Raw genomic sequence first — 14,694 nt, forward strand, 5'->3', positions numbered from 1 at the left:
CGGGCCTGTCGATCTGGGGACCTCGGCTCCCACGACAGTCGGAGTCAGAGCCCCAGCGTCTGCTTCACCCCGGTCCGCAGCTCCCGCAGGTGCGCATCCGCGGCCGTACGCAGGCCAGCGACCGCCTCGGGGTCCGGGACGATGCGGTCGGCGAACCTCTCGGCCAGGTCGGCGGCGGCGAAGTCGGAGACGTTCGCGTCCAGGCCGATCCGCTTCATGAAGTTACGGTTCTTGTTGGTCGGGATCATCACGATCGACGGCACCCCGTACATCGTGGCCACCACCGAGCCATGGAACTTCATGCTCGCGAGCGCCGTGCACTCCCCGATCGCCCGGGTGAGCTCGTCGAGGTCCTCGGTGTAGACGACCTCCTTGCCCGGGATGTCGAGATCGTCGGCGTTGGCCATGTCCCGGCGACCGACGTCCATGGTGCCCAGGATGAGATGACGTACGCGCCAACCCTCCGCAATCGCCTTGCCGGCCATCTCCTCCACGCGTGAGTAGTCGTCGGGCTCGTCCAGGTTGGGCCGGTAGCGGGTGACCACGCCGAGGATCGGCGCTCCCTCGGGCTTGGTCGCCGCAGGAAGATCCAGCGAGCAGACCATGTCCGGTGCGACCTTGATGTCCAGGTCCGCGGAGATGTTCGCCAGGGTCCAGTCGGCGGTCGGCCGGTCGCGCACGCCTATGAACTTCACGTTCGGGTGCTCGAGGAACCTCTTGTGCTTCTCGATGATGTGGGGCTTGATCTCGGTGTTGCGGTAGATCGGCACCCCGATGCCGACCACGAAGACGGGCTTGGCCAGCATCTTGTGGTTGAAGTAGCGGGGGTCGGCCTGCCACGGCTGCAGGATGTCCCCGCCGCCGATGAGAATGGCGTCCACCTCGTCGACGATCTCGGGCAGCGGCCGGTCGTAGTAGGGCTTGGTCATGTTGTCGGCGAGCACCCGCAGCTCGAACTCCTCGCCGAAGTACTGCTCATAGACCGACAGGAAGAGCTCGTCACCGTAGTTGCCGGCCCCGAAGAACCCGGCCAGCCCGATGACCGGCTTGCGGCCACGGCGCCGGCGGCGGGCCACCGCGGTCTTGATCTGCTCCTTGAGCGGGTCGGGCAGCCGGCGGGCCGCCGACCGGACGACCGGGTGGTGACGCAACGAGGACAGACGCATCGAGGACAACGGAAAGGCTCCTGAGGATCGCGGGAACAGGACGCCGCAGCGCGGCGAACCGCGCGAGCGTAGCCAGGCAGGATGGGCGCCGATGTCGGTCGGCCGAACCCCAGATGAACGCTCGGTGGCCGCAGGGCTCGACTCCTCAATGCTCGACTCCTCAGGCCCACGAAGCCAGCCAGTGCGGCGCCCACGGCCGCTCGGCAGCACCGACCAGCCTCGACAGGAGCGAGAGGTCCACGGTGTCGTCGGCGACGACCATGGCCCGGTAGTCGGCGTCGAGGTGCTTCGACCTGAGATAGAAGTCGGGTTTCACATACGTGTCGGGAAAGAGCTCGACGACCCGCGTGCCGGGTCGGCAGAAGACGAGGTTGGTCAACCCGGCTCCGTGGGGCGCGACGACGATGTCGACGGCACCGAAGACCCGGGCCTGCTCGGCGACGCTCAGCTCCTCGGCGTAGACGATCGCGAAACCGAGGCCGGCCATCATCTCCTCGACCGCGGCCTCGTTGGCGAACGAGCGCACCGACCGGGCGCGCGAGAGGTAGACGCGGCGCCACCGGCGGTCGACCTCGCCCGCTCCCAGCCCGGCGAAGAAGTCGTAGACCCAGCGCGCCCACAGGTAGGGCGGCGGGTCGGGCCAGTAGCCGCACGCCACCTGCGTCGTCTCCAGCTCGGCGGCCGAGACCAGCCGCGCCGGGTCGAGCCCGAGCCGCTCGAAGACGAACGGGAGCACGTCGAAACGGTCCTCGACGTAGACGATCGGCACGTCGTCGGCGACCCGGTGGATGCTCCGCAGCCCGGCGGCCGCCTCGGCGACCAGGTGGTAGTAGTTCACGTAGTTGTGCGCGAACGGCAAGACGTACGCCGCGGGGATCTGCTCCCGCACCGGCGCAGCGACGTTGAGGCTGCTCGCCTTGGCATACCTCGAGGCGCGGATCGTACGGGTGCGGCTCTCCCCCGTGAACGCGGTCGCGAGGTCCTCGTCACAGACGCAGAACCGCACGTCGCGAGCGAGGAAGACCCGCTCGACCTCGGTCTCGGTGTGGCCCCGGTCGAACCCGGCCGCACGCAGGGTGGCGCGCTGGGCCGCCGGCAGCGCGGCGAAGTCGCGCTCGAAGGTCGAGGGGTGCCGGGTCGTCCTCGTGCTGGTCTGGTAGCAGGTCAGGTCGGCCTCGGCGACGGCCGGAAGCCGCTGCAGGAGCGGACGACGCTCGAAGTCACGCGCCTCGAGGAGCCGCACCAGCTCGTAGTCGCCCGAGGCGGCCAGCTCCTCGAAGCGGTCCAGCCGCTCCCGCACGCCGGCGATGACGAGCTTGGCGTTCTCCAGCCGCAGGTCGTCACCGGGCAGCAGACCGCGCGCCTCGACCTCGTCGACCACCTCGGCCGCCAGGTCGCCCAGCCCGTAGAAGCTGAGGTGGCGCACGGCGGCGTTGAAGCCGATCCGGTCGAAGCCACCATCGTTGCCGCTCAGCTGCTCGAGCAGCCGGCCGGCACCGTGCTGGACGGCGTCGGCGGCGACCAGCAGCCCGTCGGCCGGGAGCCGCCCGGTGGCCGCTCGCCAGGTCTCGATCGCGGCCGCGACACCGTCGCCGTCCCGACTCTCGACGAGCCGCTGGATCTGCTCCTCGGTGACGCCCGGGTCGTTCATACCCGTCGGAGCCCGCGAGCGACCCGATCCACCTTGCTGCGTACGCGTCGCTTGATGCCCAGCGCCTCGGCACGCGCCTCCGCGGCCTCGGCGCGCTCGCGGTTGGCCCGAGCACGCTTCCTGGCGTTCTCGGCCTGGCTGCGCACCTTCTTCAGCTGGTCGCGCAGCTCGGTGACCGCCAGGTCGCCCTCGCCACGGGTGACCTTCTTGACCGGCTCGGCCGTGCCGAGGTCGAGGAGACCGAGCTCCTTGCTCGAGCGCCACTCGACACCCCAGACGGCGTCGAGGGCTTCGATGGGGGTCACCGTCTCCGAGGCGTAGCGCATCGCGCGGCTGTAGGCCTGGGTGGGCCGGATGGTCAGCACCGCCGACTGGTCGGCGCCCTCGGGAGCGAAGTAGCTCACCACGCCGAGGTCGTTGACGTAGACGTCGCGCATGATCTCGTGCAGCGCGCTCGCGCCGAGGCCCAGCGTGACCGGCACGTCGAGGCGGTAGGGCGAGGGGAAGACGTCGTCGGGGTCGTCGTCGAGCATCGTGACGCGGCCCTCGCACCGGAACCACTCGCGCAGCAGATGGAGCTCGAGATCCTCGTCGGCGAGCACCCGGCGGCGCCCGCTCGCCAGGCTCGACCAGGGCCCGACGAGCAGGATCTGGAGGTCGGTCTCGGTCTGGTTGAGCAGCATGTCGACGCAGCGACGCGCGACCTGCGCGGTCGCGGCGTCGACCTTCACCACGGCGGTGACGAAGGGCACCTCCCAGGAGCGGTTGGTGGCCGCACGCCGGTAGCGCGGGATCGGCATCTTCTGGGCGAAGTGGACGTCGTTGAAGTGGGCGACCTCGCGGCCCTTGTCCTGCACGGTCGCCCGGCCGAGGTGATAGGTCTCCGCGGACATCACCGGGATGAAGACGGCGCCGCGCTGCCAGATCTGGTAGGCGATCTCGGTGTCGTCGCCGAGCTTGAGCTCGGGCCGCTGGCCGAAGGTGTGCTCGTAGACCGAGCGGGTCACGGTGGCGCAGGCGCCCATGTGGGTGGAGTAGTTGCGACCGCCGCTGGTGTTGAGGTCGTCCGTCTCCTCGAAGATGTCCAGCGACCAGTGCCGGTGCAGCGTGGCGAGGTCGTGGTGCTTGCGGATCTCGTCGCTGCGTACCTCGTCGAAGACCTGCTCGGGGGTGAAGTCCCACTCCTCCACGAACCCCTTGTGGCCGATGGTCGCGGCCTCGGGGATGAAGTGGGCCCACTTCGCGTGCTCGCGCACGTTGTCGGAGAACAGGATCATGTCGGAGTCGACCCAGTAGACGATGTCGCCGTCGGAGGCCTCGATCCCGATGTGGAGCGCGTTGGAGCGGCCCCAGCCCTCCCCCAGCTCCTCGTGGACCCGGATCAGCCGGGTGTTCTTCGGTGCGTACGCCCCGATCTCGACCGCAGGATCGCTGCCGTCGTCGACCACGATCACCTCGAGGAGGTGCTCGGGGTAGTCCTGGGCCGCGAGCGAGGCGAGGGTCAGGTCGAGGGTCTTGGAGTTGAAGGCCGCGGTGACGACCGAGACCTTCAGGGTCGGCTCCCAGCCCTCGGGCAGGGTGCCGTCGAAGACGTCACGCCACTGGTTCTTGTAGACGACGTCGCTCAGGGCGGGGTTGGCGGTCAACGGCTTGGGCATCGTTGGTGTGGTCCTTTGCTCTTCTGGCCGAAGACGGCCGTACGTGCGGTGGGGTGTGGCTTCGGGATGCGGTTCGAGCAGCAGCGTCGTCGAGGTCAGCCCTCGACGATGTCGGGGACGAACCGCGGCCACTGCTCGTAGGCGCCCTCGACGAGGCTGGAGTCGTCGCGGCGCCAGGTGTGGCCGTCGGCGTGACGGATGTAGACGTAGCCGAGCCCGTTCGTGCGGTAGCCGATCGCACCGGCGTTGCCGGCACGGATGAGCACCGACCGGTCGGTCGAGTTGGGCGTGGGCCGCCAGCCACCGATCTCGTTGAGCAGCGCGGTGGAGAGCATCATCGCTCCGCCGGCGATCTGGTAGTGGTAGGCCTCGGTCGCGAAGGTGCGGTGCACGGTGTGGTCGAGCGCCTCGAGGTAGAGATACTCGGTCGTCTTCCCGACCATGTCGGCACCCGAGTAGAGGTGGGCGAGCACCAGGTCGGAGATCACCTGGGGCCCGTAGACGTCGTCGTCGTCGATCTTCACGACCAGGTCGCCCGACGCAGTCCGGGCGGCGTCGGCGAGCACCTCCCCGAAGGGCTTCTCCTTCTCGTGCACGGTGACCACCGCGCCGGCCGCGGCGATCACCTGCTCCAGCCGCGGCGGCAGCGCACCCTCGGCCCCGTGGAGCGCGACGATGATCTCCAGGTGCGGGTAACGCTGCGCGGCGAGCGCCTCGATCACCGCCGCGACCCGGTCGGGCCGCATGGTCGAGAGCACCGCACTGACCGTGGGCAGCAACCGGTGACCCTGCTGGTGGACGTGGTCGGCGAGCTCGAAGAACCCGCCGAAGCGCTCCATCGCCTCACGGCGCTGCGGCACCGAGCGCAGCTCGCGGGCTAGGCCCGAGCTCGGCCGGTGGGGCCGGCGCACCAGCTCGGCGAGGCTCTTGCCGAGCACGTCCTCGGCCAGCCGCAGGGAGGCAGGCAGCGAGTGCAGGATCGTCCCGGTCGCGGCCAGCTCCGCCAGCCGGCGGTAGAACGTGCGCTCCTCCTGCTCGTCGGCGACCTCCAGCCCGGAGAGGTCGACCGACTCGATCCGGCGCAGGCTGCGTACGCTCGCCGCCGGCAACGGCGCCGACAGCCGATGGGTGAGCCCGGCGACGCCCTCGGCCGAGGCAGCGGTCGGGTCCAGGCACAGGGCACCGTCGACCAGGCGCGCCTCGAGCCAGCCGTCGGGGTCGTACCAGCCCTGGAACCGTCCGACCGGGTTGTGCACGTTGAGGTCGACCAGCGGTGCCTGGTCGCGGCCCGCGACGGCGAGGTGGCCCGTCGTGGCGTCGACCGCGAGCGGGTGGCGGAAGATCGTGCGCGCCGGGTCGTCCTTGACCGCGTCGAGCTGGGCGAACCGCTCGGGGTCGCTGACGAGGCCGTAGTCGGCCAGGCTCAGGCCGACGCCGTTGAGATGGTCGACCGGCAGACCGGGTACGCCGGGCGCCGACGGGGTCGGCAGCAGCGCCAGCCCCGCGGGAGCCAGCGCGTCGGAGCCGATCTCGACATATCCGTAGCCGTGCAGACCGCGCGTCACGGCGAAGAGCGGGTAGATCGCCCGGGCGACCGTGGCCAGCGGCGTCGGCCTGCCCACCACCAGCTCGATCTCGGCGGTGCCGACGCCGCTGCGGGGGTAGCGCACCTCGTGACGCAGCAGCCCCGGCAGCCGGCCGAGACGGCCGTGCCACTGCTTGTGCGGGCTCTCCCACCGCTCGATGCGCAGCGAGAGCCGCCGCACCGTGACCTCGGGCGCGAGGGTCGTCAGCACCCGCACCAGGTCGACGTCGGCGACGGCGAGGGCGAGCTCGTCGGTGGGCGGCACCAGCCCGGCGGCGTACGCCACGATGTCCTCGGTGCTGGAGAGCACCTGCTCGGCGGCGTCCTCGGAGGCGGCGGGCAGGGGTGTCAGGGGCCTGGTGGTCACGGGCCTGGTCATGGAGCTGTCAACTTCCTGTTGCTGTCGTCGCGGCCGCATCGATCCGGTCGGCGAGACTCTTCGCATACGTGGTGGTCACGTGCGACTGGTCGTAGTAGGCGACCACGCCGCCGATGGTCGCGTAGCACCTGCCGTCGCGGCAGAAGTCGGCGGCGGTGTCGAGCACGGTGACGCCCTGGGGTCGCAGGTCGCGGGCGACGGCGACCATCGGGTCGGGTGAGGCGGTCTCGGCGACCGTGCCGTCGCAGGCACCGAGACGCGACGGGTTGGCGGCGACGCAGTCGGGCGTGTTGGGCGTGGGCGGGGTGGGCGGGTCCTTGACGACCAGCACGTTCTTGCCGGCGCCCGACCAGCGCTCGAGCACCCTGGCCGAGGACTTCCGGGCCAGGGCGAGACTGGCTCGCTGCTGCCCGTCGGCGGCCGCCATCGTGCGGTAGTAGCGGTTGCTGACCACCACGAGCCGGTCCTCGCCGGCGGCGACCCGGTCGATGACATACCTGTTCCAGTCGGCGCACGCCTGCGTCGCGCCGGCCTTCGGGAGCGAGACCGGACGGTCGACCGTGTAGCACTCGTACATCAGGTAGGTCGTGACCCGCCAGTTGCGCTCGCGGGCGACCTTCTCCAGCGCCGGCGCCCACATCGCGGCGTGGGAGTTGCCGACGAGGGCGACCGGGGTCGCGTCGGGCGCGTCGCTGCCGAAGGTGCAGGTCTTGCGGGAGGTGTCGTCCATCTGCAGCACGCAGCCCCGGTCGAAGAGCGAAGACTTGTCCTCCACCGCCGCCAGCGGCGGGAGGTAGAGGTCGCCGGACCCGTGCGGCGAGCACGAGTCGTCGGCCAGCGCCGCGGAGGCGTAGCACGGGTCCTCTGCGGGCGAGGGCGCCGCGACCTGACGTGTCTGGGCCTCCGACTCGCGATGCAGCGCGAACCCGCAGGTGCCGATGATCAGCGACCCGGCGAGCGCGAAGACGAAGCTGCGACGCAGCGGGAGCCCCAGCGGCCGGCGGCCGCGCAGCGGATCCTCGACGTAGACCTTGGTCGCCCAGGCGGCCAGCACGACCGCGCACAGCGCGAGCAGCTTGACCGCGCCCGGCGCCGGGCCGCCGATGGCGTAGGGCAGCAGGATGACCAGCGGCCAGTGCCACAGGTAGATCGAGTAGGACAGGTCGCCGAGGGTCTGCACGGGCCGGCGGCCCATCGCCCACAGCGGTGACAGCGGCCCGCGGCGTACGTCGGCCACGACGATCAGCGCCGCGCCGACGACCGGCACCAGCGCGGCGGAGCCGGGGAAGAGCGTGGCTGCGTCGAAGACGAGCGCGGCGTAGACCACCAGCGCGAGCCCGAGCCACACGAGCCCCAGGCGTACGCCCTGCGGCAGCCGCGCCAGGACGGGTGCGGCCACCGCGACCAGACCTCCCGCGCCGAGCTCCCAGACCCGGGTGTAGGTCACGAAGTAGGACGAGGCGTCGGTGAGCAGCACCGAGCAGGCCAGCGAGGCCGCGACGACCAGCGTCATCGTCACCGCGGCGGCACGGCGCAGCGACATCCCCCGGCGGCGAGCGACGAGGCCGACCAGGAGGATCAGCACCGGCCAGCCGAGGTAGAACTGCTCCTCGACCGAGAGCGACCAGAAGTGCTGCACCGGGGTCGCCGCGTCATCGGCCGCCAGGTAGTCGACGGAGTCGCGGGCGAGGAGCCAGTTCTGCACGTAGAACGCCGAGGCGACCGACTGCCGGGCGGTGCCGTCCCAGATCGTCGCCGGCGCGATCCACCACGTGGCGGCCAGCGTCGCGGCGATGACGGTGAGCGCGGCCGGCAGCAGCCGGCGGATCCGGCGGCCCCAGAACTCACCGAGATCGCGCAGGCCGCCCGGCACCCGGTCGAGCAGATGGGTGGTGATCAGGAAGCCGGAGATGACGAAGAAGACGTCGACACCGACGTAGCCGCCCGTGAGCCCGCCCGGCCAGAAGTGGTAGACGACGACCAGCGACACCGCGAGCGCTCTCAGCGCCTGGATGTCGACGCGGGGCCCTGCTGCTGTTTCCGAACGGGTACGCAGCGGGGACAACAACAGCTCCTGAGGGATCGCGAGGGGCCATCAGCGATGGCGAACCGCGCGAGCGTAGCCAGACCGGGTGACAGCAGATGCCCGCAGCCCGACGCGCAGGTGAACACCCGGTGTCACCCGCGTACGACTCCCGAAAAGGTCGAAACCGACCCTGAACATCAGAGTCGGTTCCCCTGAACGAGGCAGCGATGAAGAAAAGCTCTCGCTCGTTGTGTTGCAGATGCCCGCAGGTCAGGCGGGCTGCATCTCCTGCATCGAGGTGTCGATGTCAGCGGTGTGAGCCGCGACCAACGCATCGTTCTCGTTCTTGACAGTGAGAACGAGATCCTCGAGCTCACGCACACGCGCACGCAACCGAGCATTCTCGGCAGTGAGGTGGGCGGGAGTCCGCAGGTCGCTGCTCATGTAACCGATCAGCGCCTTCGCCATGAATACGTTTCCTTCGTTGGAATCACTAGAAGCTCCCGCGATACCGGGCCGTCTACAAGAGTGACACCGTTATCGGCGAGCGTCAACGTCGCGCAACCCCAGGTGACACGACTGCTCAGCTGCGGCGGCGGCGCTCACGCAGTGCCATGAGCTCCTTCTTCTCCTTGCCGCTCAGCGAGTCGGCGCCCTCGGCGTGGATCTTGTCGAGCAGCTCGTCCATCCGCTGGTCATCCTTCGACGCGGTGGGAGTCGAGGACTCCCACGGTCCGGCGACCACGGTCGGGCCCGACGACTTGCGCTTCTTGGCCTTGGCCGGCTTGGCCGCCTTCTGCTGCGGAGGTCCGGCGACCTGCGGGATCCAGGCGAACCGGTCGAGCAGGCCGAACTGACGCGCGACGAACGCGTTGATCGCCAGGCCGACGACGAAGACGAGCAGCATCACCCAGCTGCGGTAGCCCAGGTATTGGATCAGCTGGATGCCGACGAGGATCACACCGAAGAGCCAGGCCGGGATGTTGAAGATGAACATCCGGTCGGGCCACTGGGCGATCCACAGCAGCACCACCATCATCTCCAGCATGCCCAGGCCGGCCAGCAGATAGCCGGGGTCGAGCACCGAGCCGAACAGCACGGTCAGCACCGAGAGCACGCCGGTGAACGCCACCAGCATCCAGGCGAACCGCACCCGGCCGAGCTCGTTGCGCTCCAGGTCGGACCCGAAGTACCAGAAGAAGAAGATCGCCAGGACGTGGAAGATGCTGAACTCGGGGTAGGCGAACGGCCAGGTGACCAGCGTCCACAGCTTCAGCGCGGCGACGTTGGGCTGGATCAGCGCCAGCCCGCTCGCCACGCCCGCGCCGCCCAGCGCGGCGAAGAGCACCAGGCCGACGATGCTCCCGAAGACCACCAGCCACGTCGTGGTCACCCCCAGGGAGCCGATGTGGAACCACGGCTCGTGGGGGTAGCGACCGCCTGGGGACAACCGGAAACGTTCTCGCACGAGGCCGAGCCTATCCACGCATTGGTAGATCCGTCATCGTGGGACACGGATCGGAGCGCGTCCTGTGGCCACGCGCCCCGACTCACGATCCCGAGGACGGGAGGAGCAGACTGCCTCTCAGCTGCGGGCCGGGCCGCGCGCCTCACCGGCGTCTCCCCTCCGGCCGCTTGAGCCCGAGACGACGGAAGGTGTCGAGATGACCACCACCCAGGACGCGACACCGCTCCTGCGAGAGCGCCGATTCACGATCGGGGCGGTGCTGCTGGTGCTGAACGCCGGGATGTACGTGGTCTGCGAGGCGATCGCCGCGTCCGCATGGCGCGACCCGACCTACAGCTACAGCCTCAACTACATCAGCGACCTCGGCGTCCCCGACGTCGGCGAGACGCAGGGCCGCATGATCGACTCGCCGCTGCACGCCGTGATGAACACCGCGTTCGTGCTGCACGGAGTCATCTTCGTCATCGCCGCCGCCCTGCTCTGGCATGCGGTCCTCCGCACCGGGCTGCGCCGCGCCTACCTGGTCCTGGCCGGCGTCCACGCCGTCGGCATGAGCCTGGTCGGCCTCTTCCCCGGCTCCCAGGCAGCCCTGGACGACGGCACCATCGTCCTCCACGGGCTCGGGGCGCTGCTCGCGATCGTGGCCGGCAACACCGCGGCGATCGTCGTCGGCACCGACCTGCTGCGCCGACGCGTACGTGGCCTCGGCCGCACGCTGATCACCCTCGGGGTCCTCGGCTTGGCCGGGTTCCTCTACCTGCTGGCCACCTCCGGCTCAGGCGTCGACGGCATCCCCGAGCGCGTCGCGGTCTACACCGTCACAGCCGCCGAGACCGTCGCCGGGATCGCCGTGCTCGTCGCCGGCCGAGCATCGCGCCGCGCCCGAGCCTCGATCAGCGCAGTCGCTGGCAGCGCGGGCAGAAGTAGCTCGAGCGGTTCATGAAGGCGGCGCGACGCAGCGGGGTGCCGCACCGGTCGCACGGCTCACCCTCACGCCCGTACGCCGCGAGCGACCGCTCGAAGTAGCCCGACTCGCCGTTCACGTTGACGTAGAGCGCGTCGAAGGAGGTACCGCCCTGGGCGAGCGCCTGCGTCATCACGTCACGTACGTGGCCGAGCAGCTCACGCACCTTGGCGGCGCTGAGGCGCTCCCCCGGTCGCTCGCCGTGCAGCTTGGCGCGCCACAGGGCCTCGTCGGCGTAGATGTTGCCGACGCCGCTGATCACGCTCTGGTTGAGCAGGATGCGCTTGATTCCGCTGGCCGAGCGACGCACGCGGGCCACGACAGCCTCGGTGTCGAAGGCCGCCTCGAGCGGGTCGGGAGCGATGTGGGCGATCTCGGCCGGGAGCTCGGCTCCCCCGGGGCTGATCGAGAGGCCGCCGAACATGCGCTGGTCGACGAACCTGAGCTCGCGGCCCTCGGCGGCGCCGTCGAGACGGAGGCGGACCCGCAGGTGCCGCTCGTCAGCCGACATCGGGGGCTGGACGAGCATCTGGCCGCTCATGCCCAGGTGGGCCATCAGGGCGTCACGGCCGTCGAGCGGGAGCCAGAGATACTTGCCGCGGCGGCGGGCGCCGGTGATCACCCGGTCGGTGAGCTCGACGGCGAAGGCCGAGGCGCCGGCGAGATGGCGGCGGACGGGTCTGGGGTGCAGCACCTCGACGGAGACGATGCGCGCGCCGACGACGTGGCGCTCGAGGCCGGCGCGTACGACCTCGACCTCGGGCAGCTCAGGCACTATGCCGTCGAGGGTTCGGCGGCCTGGATCTCGCCGTAGGCCGTCTCCGCGGCGGCCTGCTCGGCCTCCTTCTTGGAGCGGCCGACGCCGTTGCCGTAGAGCTGCTCGCCGACCCGCACCTTCGCGGTGAAGGTCTTCATGTGGTCGGGGCCCTCGTCGGTGATGACGTATTCGGGCACGCCGAGGGAACGCTCGGCGGCGAGCTCCTGCAGCGAGGTCTTCCAGTCGAGCCCGGCACCGAGGTCGGAGGCCGCCTTGATGAGCGGGTCGAAGAGCAGGTGGACCAGGACCGTGGAGACCTCGATGCCACCGGAGAGGTGGACCGCACCGATCACCGCTTCGACGGTGTCGGAGACGATCGATGACTTCTCGCGTCCACCGGTGGCCTCCTCGCCCCGGCCCAGCTTGATGTGCTGGCCCAGGCCGATGCCCTGACCGACCTCGGCCAGGGCGCGGGCGTTCACGACCGCCGCCCGCAGCTTGGCGAGCTTGCCCTCGGGCAGGTCGGGGTGGATGCGGTAGAGGGTCTCGGTGACCACCACGCCGAGCACCGAGTCGCCCAGGAACTCCAGGCGCTCGTTGGTGGGCAGGCCACCGTTCTCGTAGGCGTACGAGCGGTGTGTGAGCGAACGCTCAAGCAGCTCGGGGTCCAGGATCGGATCCCCGAGCGCTTGGCGAAGCTCGGCGTAGTTGGTCAGGAGACTAACCGCGTGTCAGCTCAGAGAACCTGGCGACGTGCGGCGCGAGCGCCGTACTGACCGCACTCACCGCACGCACGGTGCGGGATGTGCTTGGCGTCGCAGGCGGGGTTCGCGCACGTCACCAGGGTCGGCGCAACGGCCTTCCAGGCCGAGCGGCGGTGGCGGGTGTTGCTGCGCGACATCTTCCGCTTCGGGACAGCCACTGTTATCTCCTCATACCAGGGCCGGTCGGATCTCGACCGGCTGTTCGATGCTGATCTGCTGGGGAATGCTAGTTGTTGGGGTCCTGCTTCAGCTCGGCCAGCCCCGCCCAGCGCGGGTCGACCTTCTCGCCGTGGTCGTGCCCGGGCTCGTCCGCGAGCCGCACCCCGCACTCGGGGCACAGTCCGGGACAGTCGTCCTGGCACATCGGCTGGAACGGCAGTGCGAGCACCACCGCATCCCTGAGCACCGGCTCGAGGTCGATCAGATCTCCCTCGGTCCGGCTGGTCTCGTCGTCCTCGTCGGGGTCCTGCCCGTCACGAGAGTCGTCGTAGACGTACAACTCCTGGATGTCGACCTCGGTTTCGTCCTTGATCGGCTCCAGGCACCGCACGCACTCGCCCTCGAGGCCGGCGATCGCCGTCCCAGTGACCAGCACACCCTCCATGACCGCCTCGAGGCGCAGGTCGAGCTCGACCTGCGACCCCTCGGGGACACTGAGGACTTCAATACCAAGATCCGCCGGGGCCGGCACCGTCAGCTCAACGTGACGCTCGGACCCCGGGCGGCGGCCGAGCTCGCGAGTGTCGAGCACGAGCGGCGCTCTCGGGTCCAGGGTAGTCATGTTTCACTTCCGGATGAGGGCACGACAGATCAGACTAGATCTTAACGGGACGCGTCGACTGCGACCAAAAGGGCGGGGCCAGCATCGTGACGGCCACCACGGCGACCAGTCCCCCGGCCCCCGCGACACCGGCCGCGACCCAGGCGGAGCCCTGGAAGACCGGCGCGGTGAGCAGGTCGCCGCCGGACGGGTTCGGTGGCGCGATGTGCGTAGCGAACAGCACGAACATCGCTGTCGCCCAGACCGCGACGACCGGCCCCGTCAGCCGCGGCACCGCGGCGATCCCGAGCGCCGTGACCAGGCTGGTCACGACCGTGAGCGGGACCAGATAGCGCCAGTACGCCCCACCCCCGCCGGCGGCGTACTTGATCTGGATCGCGACGATGACGGCGACCAGGGCGAGCAACGTCAGCGCGGTCGCGACGCGGAGGAGCGTTCGCCGCGACGGCGAGAGCGCGCGGACGCCGACCGCGACGCCGAGCGCCAGTGGAGCCAGCGTGAGCACGGCCCCGAGGGTGACGTGCTCCTGCATCGCCGGCGGGATCAGGAGCTGGCGCCAGATCTCCGGGTCGGTGGCGACGTCGAGCACGGGCCGTACCTCGCGGGCGTGCAGCGGGCTGCCGGGCTTGCCGACGAGGTCGGTCTGCATGCCCGACCAGTTGCCGGTCTCACGGAAGTTGCGGATGTAGAACCAGCTGTTGACCGCGACCGCCAGAGCGACCGAGACGCTGAGGCGTCCGATATCGGCCCAGCGCTCGGACCAGGGACCGGCCCAGCGCTCGGACCGGTCCCCGCGGTGGCCGGTGAAGAGCCAGACCAGGCCGAGGGCGGCCGCGCAGACGCCGATGACGACGACGCCGGGCAGCCGGGTGCCGAGGGCGGCCGCGGCGTAGAGCCCGAAGAGCACCAGGCCGCGGGTGCGCGGCCCGTTGCGGAGCAACCAGACGGTCTGGCCGACCAGAAGGGTCGACCACAGCACGAACAGGTTGTCGTTGAAGACCACCCCGCCGAGCCTGGTCAGGGCCGGACTGAGCGCGGTGACCAGGCCGGCCACGACCGCGACCTCCGGGCGGCTGGGCACGATCTGTCGCGTCGCCCACATCACCGCTGCCACGACCAGGCAGGTGATCATGATGCCGATGCCGCGCGCGGCCATCCCGGCGGCGAGCAGGTGCCCGGCGTCGGTGAGCGGCCCGACCACGGGGGCCAGCAGCAGGTAGAAGAGCGGTGGGTGCTGGCCGGTCCAGTCGAAGGGCAGCGTGTAGCCCCAGGTCTGCGGCATCCGCATCGGGTCGCCGATGGCGATCAGGGTGCCGTGCCAGAGCTGGTAGGCGTGGTCGACGTGGGCCACCTCGTCCTTCGAGCCGTAGAGCGGCGACGACAGCGCATAGCCCGCGCAGACCCCGGCACAGGTGAGGATGTTGGCGATCAGACCGGCGAACCAGAGCCGCCGTGCGTTGGGCAAGTTCATCTCCTGCTGCGGTGCGGAAGCGTC

Annotated in this window: 13 protein-coding genes; 1 reads left to right on the plus strand and 12 read right to left on the minus strand. The window is 70.3% G+C overall.

What is annotated here, in order from left to right:
• Positions 1–44 precede the first annotated feature (44 nt).
• From FB381_RS16585 to FB381_RS16615, 7 genes are all read right to left on the minus strand, one after another.
• The gene (locus FB381_RS16585; RefSeq protein WP_246088325.1) at positions 45–1,166 is read right to left on the minus strand and encodes a polysaccharide pyruvyl transferase family protein; all 1,122 of its coding nucleotides are present in this window, start codon (positions 1,164–1,166) and stop codon (positions 45–47) included.
• A gap of 160 nt (positions 1,167–1,326) precedes the next feature.
• Positions 1,327–2,817: a glycosyltransferase family 61 protein gene (locus FB381_RS16590; RefSeq protein WP_141781304.1), complete on the minus strand. Its 1,491-nt coding sequence runs from the start codon at positions 2,815–2,817 to the stop codon at positions 1,327–1,329.
• Positions 2,814–4,475 (minus strand): glycosyltransferase family 2 protein, encoded by a 1,662-nt coding sequence (locus FB381_RS16595; protein ID WP_141781305.1) that lies wholly within the window; start codon positions 4,473–4,475, stop codon positions 2,814–2,816. Before FB381_RS16595 ends, FB381_RS16590 begins: the two co-directional genes overlap by 4 nt.
• Positions 4,476–4,570: 95 nt before the next feature.
• Positions 4,571–6,427 carry a glycosyltransferase family 2 protein gene (locus FB381_RS16600; protein ID WP_141781306.1) on the minus strand — a complete coding sequence of 619 codons (1,857 nt, stop codon included), beginning with the start codon at positions 6,425–6,427 and terminating at the stop codon, positions 4,571–4,573.
• A 19-nt stretch (positions 6,428–6,446) separates the two neighbouring features.
• Entirely contained in the window at positions 6,447–8,504 is a 2,058-nt protein-coding gene (locus tag FB381_RS16605; protein ID WP_170225190.1) for an acyltransferase family protein, read from the minus strand.
• Positions 8,505–8,735: 231 nt separating this feature from the next.
• On the minus strand, positions 8,736–8,933 hold the full coding sequence (locus FB381_RS16610; RefSeq protein ID WP_141781308.1) for a hypothetical protein: 198 nt from the start codon (positions 8,931–8,933) through the stop codon (positions 8,736–8,738).
• A gap of 115 nt (positions 8,934–9,048) precedes the next feature.
• Positions 9,049–9,933 (minus strand): hypothetical protein, encoded by an 885-nt coding sequence (locus tag FB381_RS16615; protein WP_141781309.1) that lies wholly within the window; start codon positions 9,931–9,933, stop codon positions 9,049–9,051.
• A gap of 196 nt (positions 9,934–10,129) precedes the next feature.
• Here FB381_RS16615 and FB381_RS16620 point away from each other — a divergent pair, with 196 nt between their 5' ends.
• A complete protein-coding gene (locus tag FB381_RS16620) occupies positions 10,130–10,876 on the plus strand; it encodes a DUF998 domain-containing protein (RefSeq protein WP_141781310.1) in 747 nt (248 codons plus the stop codon).
• Here FB381_RS16620 and mutM read toward each other — a convergent pair.
• The 5 genes from mutM to FB381_RS16645 form a co-directional block, all read right to left on the minus strand.
• Positions 10,827–11,672, minus strand: coding sequence for a bifunctional DNA-formamidopyrimidine glycosylase/DNA-(apurinic or apyrimidinic site) lyase (mutM, locus tag FB381_RS16625; RefSeq protein ID WP_141781311.1), 846 nt, complete (start codon positions 11,670–11,672; stop codon positions 10,827–10,829). The two genes, FB381_RS16620 and mutM, sit on opposite strands and share 50 nt — an antisense overlap.
• Entirely contained in the window at positions 11,672–12,370 is a 699-nt protein-coding gene (rnc, locus tag FB381_RS16630; RefSeq protein WP_141781312.1) for a ribonuclease III, read from the minus strand. Before rnc ends, mutM begins: the two co-directional genes overlap by 1 nt.
• A 20-nt stretch (positions 12,371–12,390) precedes the next feature.
• Positions 12,391–12,576, minus strand: coding sequence for a 50S ribosomal protein L32 (gene rpmF / locus FB381_RS16635; RefSeq protein WP_141781313.1), 186 nt, complete (start codon positions 12,574–12,576; stop codon positions 12,391–12,393).
• 68 nt (positions 12,577–12,644) lie between these two features.
• Positions 12,645–13,199, minus strand: coding sequence for a YceD family protein (locus tag FB381_RS16640; RefSeq protein WP_141781314.1), 555 nt, complete (start codon positions 13,197–13,199; stop codon positions 12,645–12,647).
• 34 nt (positions 13,200–13,233) lie between these two features.
• Positions 13,234–14,664, minus strand: a complete 1,431-nt coding sequence (locus tag FB381_RS16645) for a hypothetical protein (protein ID WP_141781315.1) — start codon at positions 14,662–14,664, stop codon at positions 13,234–13,236.
• Positions 14,665–14,694 lie beyond the last annotated feature (30 nt).

Origin of the sequence: Nocardioides albertanoniae (assembly GCF_006716315.1) — a bacterium.
GTDB classification, from domain to species: Bacteria; Actinomycetota; Actinomycetes; order Propionibacteriales; family Nocardioidaceae; genus Nocardioides; species Nocardioides albertanoniae.